Below are 3,054 nucleotides of genomic sequence, written 5' to 3'. Positions count from 1 at the left end.
GCGCTTTTGCCGCCACGCCAGCCCAGGCCGCCGCTGTCCAAAGACATCACCGCAGACGTCGTGGTGATCGGCGCGGGTTATGCCGGGTTGGGTGCGGCACGGCGCCTGGGTGAGTTGCGGCCTCATGCGAAGATCGTGGTGTTCGACGCGCAGCAGCTGGGCGAAGGGGCCTCTGGCCGCAATTCGGGCTTCGCCATCGACCTGCCGCATAATGTGGGTTCGTCGCTCGAGGAACTGGCCAAGGGCCGGGCCTATCTGCGCCTTGCCCGCGCGGGGATCGCCTCGCTGCGCGACTGCGTGCAGCGCCACGGCATCGACTGCGACTGGAGCGAGGACGGCAAATACCATACCGCGAGCTCGGAGCGCGGCGCCGAGCAGGTTCTGCGGCCCACGGTCGAGGAGTTGAAGCGGCTGGGCGAGCCTTACGAATGGCTGGATGCCGGGGAAACCGCCCGGCGCCTGGGCACGCGGCACTTCGCGGCCTCGGTCTATACGCCCGGCACGGTGCTTCTAAACCCGGCGGCGCTGAACCGGGGCTTGGGCGACACCCTGCCGGAAAACGTCACGCTTTACGAGAACTGCCCGGTGCTGGAGGCGGATTTCGGCCCGACGATCACGCTTCGGACCGCGCATGGCTCGGTCCGGGCGCCCAAGGCCATCCTGGCGGTGAACGGCCTGGCCATGCGCTTCGGCTTCTGGAGGGGCAGGCTTCTGAACTTCGCCGCCCATGCCAGCCTGACGCGCCGCCTGACGCCGGCCGAGCAGGCGGCCTTCGGCAATATCGCGCCCTGGGGCTCGACCCCGGCCAATGCCTTTGCCGGCATCACCATGCGCTATACCAACGATCGCCGCATCCTGATCCGGCAGAACATCCACTTCTGCCCCGGCCTGCGCCAGTCCGACGAACGCCGGCTGAAGATCCGGGCCGAGCACCAGCGCCTGTTCGACGAACGCTTCCCGATGCTGCGGGGCGTCACCATGGAGCATACCTGGACCGGCTATATCTGCCTGTCGCGCAATGGTGCTCCCGGATTCGGACAGGTCGCCCCGAACGTCTGGAGCGCGGTTTGCCAGAACGCCGTCGGCGTCGCCAAGGGCACGATCAGCGGCCGGCTGGCCGCGGCGATGGCGCTTGGCGAGGACGATCCGCTGATCTCGGACATGATCGGCCTTGGCACGCCGTCGCCGGTGCCGCCGCGGCCTTTCCTGGACATCGGCGTGAGGGCGCGTTTCGCCTATGAGATTTTCAAGAACCGACACGAGGCCTGAAGACGGCCCGCTTCCTGGGGAGGGGAAGGGAATGGTCAGAAAGATGAATGGAATGACGGCCGCGGTGCTGCTCGCGGCGCTGGCGTCCGGCGCGACGGCGGCCATGCCCGCGATGGCGGAAACGCTGAAGATGGCGACCGATTCCGGCGCGAAAGGCTCGGATGCGGGCAATGCCATCGAGGCCTGGGCCAAGGAGATCGAAACCGCCACCGACGGCGCGTTGACGGTCGAGATCTTCTACCAGAACGAGTTGGGCGGCCAGCAGGAGGTCTTCGACCTGCTCATGGCCGGCGATGTCGATCTGATGCTGAACTGGCCGATGACCTCATACGACCAGCGCATCTCGCTGATCTATACGCCCTACATGTTCACCGACTGGGATGATGCCCTGGCCGCCTATGGCAAGGACGGCTGGCTCAGCACGGCGCTGTCCGAGGTCTATGCCGATACCGGGCTGAAATACCTCGGTGCCTGGCCCGAGGGTTTCAACGGCGTCGGCACCAAGGGCGGCCACGCCACCACTGTCGAGGCCGCCAAGGCCTTCAAGGTGCGCGTCCCGCCGGTTTCGCCCTTTACCGAAACCATCGCCGCGATGGGCTATCAGACCGCGACCATCGACTGGGGCGAGCTCTACTCGGCCATCCAGACCGGGGTCGTCGACGGCGACAGCGCCAACGTGATCTTCTACGACTACGAATATTTCGGCGACGTGCTGACCGATTACGTCCACAGCCGGCAGCAGTTCCTGACCGGCATCCTGACCGCGAACCAGGAAACCTGGGACGGGCTCTCGCCCGAGCATCAGGAGGCAATCGCTGCCGGCGCGGAAAAGGTCATGCTGGCGCAGTTCGACGCCGCCCGCCGCTCGGACGAGGGCTATGTCGAGGCATGGAAGAAGCTGGGCCATACCTATGTCGAGCCGAGCCCCGAGGAACTGGCAGCGTTGAGCAAGACCGTGCGAGAGGCGGTCTGGCCCAAGATGGAGGCGATGATCGGCGCCGAGCTTCTGGACCTCGTCCGCCAGAACGCCGCCGCCGAGTGATCCTCGTCACCCTCGCCGCATGGAGGTTCGCGTGATCGCCTTTCTTGCCATGGCCGACCGGGCCTTTGCCTGGCTCTTGCAGGTCGTCATCCTGGCGACCAGCGCCATCGTCACCCTGTCGCTGGTGGCGCTGGTGATCTTTCGCGTCTTCTTCAGCCAGTCGCTGCTGGGCATGCACGAAGCGAGCCTGCTTGCTGCCATGTGGCTTTACATGGCGGGCGCGGTCATGGCCTCGCGGCGGTCCGAGCATCTGGTCGTGGATTTCCTCGCGACATCGCTGCGCGCGCCCCGCGCCAGGGCAATCCATGGCCTTGTCGTCGCGGTTCTGACGCTGGTCATCGCGACGATCTTCGCGCTCTGGGTCTGGAAGATGCTGGCCTGGGGGATGAAGCGGCCGCAGATCATCCCGGTCCTGAACCTGCCCCTGTGGTATGCGCAGGCGCCGCTGGCTCTCGCCGCAGTGTCCGCCGTCCTCTACGCCCTGCGCGACATCGCCCGCGCAGGCCTTCAGATCGCCCAACCCGGCAAGGAGGCCTGACATGGAGGCTCTACTGGTCCTGGGGCTGCTCCTGGCTCTTCTGGGGATCGGCCTTCCCGTCGCATGGTCCTTCGCCGGCGTCGTCGCGGCCTTGGCCTGGATCTATGACGCCAATCTCAACACGCTGATGTTGCAGGGCTTCCGGTCGCTGAACTCGGTGATCCTGCTGGCCCTGCCGCTGTTCATCCTTGCGGGCTACCTGATG

At 66.4% G+C, this 3,054-nt stretch carries 4 protein-coding genes; all 4 read left to right on the top strand.

Going from position 1 to position 3,054, the window contains the following annotated elements; translation table 11 throughout:
- On the top strand, nt 1-1,269 hold a 1,269-nt coding region (locus AQY21_RS05195), incomplete at its 5' end, for an FAD-binding oxidoreductase (RefSeq protein ID WP_058096716.1).
- A gap of 52 nt (nt 1,270-1,321) precedes the next feature.
- Nucleotides 1,322-2,311, top strand: coding sequence for a TRAP transporter substrate-binding protein DctP (gene dctP, locus AQY21_RS05190; protein WP_203416392.1), 990 nt, complete (start codon nt 1,322-1,324; stop codon nt 2,309-2,311).
- Nucleotides 2,312-2,342: 31 nt separating this feature from the next.
- The gene (locus AQY21_RS05185; protein ID WP_082657988.1) at nt 2,343-2,849 is read left to right on the top strand and encodes a TRAP transporter small permease; all 507 of its coding nucleotides are present in this window, start codon (nt 2,343-2,345) and stop codon (nt 2,847-2,849) included.
- Nucleotide 2,850: 1 nt separating this feature from the next.
- Nucleotides 2,851-3,054 (top strand): TRAP transporter large permease subunit (locus AQY21_RS05180; RefSeq protein ID WP_058096713.1); only part of this gene is annotated, 204 nt, incomplete at its 3' end.

Origin of the sequence: Paracoccus sp. MKU1 (genome assembly GCF_001447385.1) — a bacterium.
GTDB lineage: Bacteria > Pseudomonadota > Alphaproteobacteria > Rhodobacterales > Rhodobacteraceae > Paracoccus.
The sequence above is the reverse complement of the archived record's forward strand: the minus strand, read 5'-3'. Positions and strand labels throughout refer to the sequence as shown.